The following is a 1303-nucleotide window of genomic DNA, read 5'->3' on the forward strand; positions in this document are numbered from 1 at the left end:
GTTCCAGGAGGCGATCGAGAAGATCGCAGAGATCCTAGCACACGGCGAGAAGGCGGGGGATGCCCTGTTCGATCACATCCTAGCGGAACTCGCGTGCGCAGCGGCGATCAAGGCCGGGGACAGGCTTCCGCTCCCCGAGCAGCAGGCCCTCGTCGATCGATTGTCGAGTATGAAGAACCCATACTTCTGCCCGCACGGCCGCCCGATCATCTTCACCCTGTCACGGGACGAGCTCGACCGGAGGTTCAAGCGCGCCTAGACGCGGGCGATGACGCGCAGGGCGTTGGGGACGGCTCTCACCGTAAATTCTTTGCCCGGGATCTTGTACGGCTCCCCGTCGATATGGGCGACGAGCCGCGCCGGGGAGGATACGGTGACGGCTTTCTCCTGCCGATAATGGACCTTGGCGAGCTTCAGGTGGTTACCCTTGCGGGCCTGCGGGAGACGGATCAACCGCTCCAGTTTAGGGAAGTCCTCGATAGCGGAGATATCGACGAGACCGTCGGTGATATCGGCGCGCGGCGCCAGCTTGAACCCGCCGCCGCAGTACCTCCCGTTCGCCAGGCCAAGGGAGATCAGCTCGTACTCCTCCTTCCATCCGTCCCCGGCCAGTTCCACCGGGAACGCCTTGAATCGGAAGATCTCCTTCACTGCGGCGTAAAGGTAGGCAGCGGCACCGCGGGACCGCTCCATCCCCAGCACGTCGCGGGCGACCTGGGCGTCGATCCCGATCCCGAGGCCGTTCACGAAGTAGCGGTCTTCCCCCACCCGCCCGAGGTCGATCGTGCGCTCGTGGTCGCTCAACAAAAGGTCGATCGCGGCGAACGGGTCGGGCGGGATCCCGAGCATGCGGATGAAGTCGTTCCCGGTGCCGGCCGGGATCACTCCGAGAACGGCGTCCGTGGCGGAGGTGACGATCCCGTTCGTCACTTCGTTCACCGTCCCGTCCCCGCCCATGGCGACGATGTGGGTGAATCCGGCCTCGATCCCCATCTGGGCGACATCGACCGCCTCCATCGGCTCATTCGTGTAGTGGAGGTCGTAGTCCACCTTGCGGCGGTCGAGCACCCGTTTTACTTTGGGAAACAGCGCCTTACACCGCCCCTGCCCCGCGATCAGATTGACGATGAGAAAGTACTTTCGCGTATTCATGCAGTAATCCTAGACAGAAACCAGGTGGCGGTCAAGCACGTTCACCCAAGCCGCACCGCGGTCCCGTAGGCAAGGATCTCGGCTGCTCCGGCCATTGTCTGCGAGGTGGTGAACCTAACCCCGACGACGGCGTTCGCCCCCAGCTTCTCCG

The 1303-nt window shown here is 63.9% G+C and carries 3 protein-coding genes; 1 reads left to right on the top strand and 2 read right to left on the bottom strand.

Going from position 1 to position 1303, the window contains the following annotated elements; genetic code table 11:
* A partial coding sequence (locus J7J55_07230) for a DNA mismatch repair protein MutL (GenBank protein ID MCD6142486.1) occupies positions 1 to 259 on the top strand: 259 nt, incomplete at its 5' end.
* On the opposite strand, the gene J7J55_07235 is transcribed toward J7J55_07230, so the two are convergent.
* Complete coding sequence (locus J7J55_07235; protein ID MCD6142487.1) at positions 256 to 1152, bottom strand: diacylglycerol kinase family lipid kinase; 897 nt, start codon at positions 1150 to 1152, stop codon at positions 256 to 258. The two genes, J7J55_07230 and J7J55_07235, sit on opposite strands and share 4 nt — an antisense overlap.
* 41 nt (positions 1153 to 1193) lie before the next feature.
* Positions 1194 to 1303 (bottom strand): heavy metal-binding domain-containing protein (locus tag J7J55_07240; protein MCD6142488.1); only part of this gene is annotated, 110 nt, incomplete at its 5' end.

The organism is Candidatus Bipolaricaulota bacterium (assembly GCA_021159055.1).
GTDB lineage: Bacteria > Bipolaricaulota > Bipolaricaulia > UBA7950 > UBA9294 > S016-54.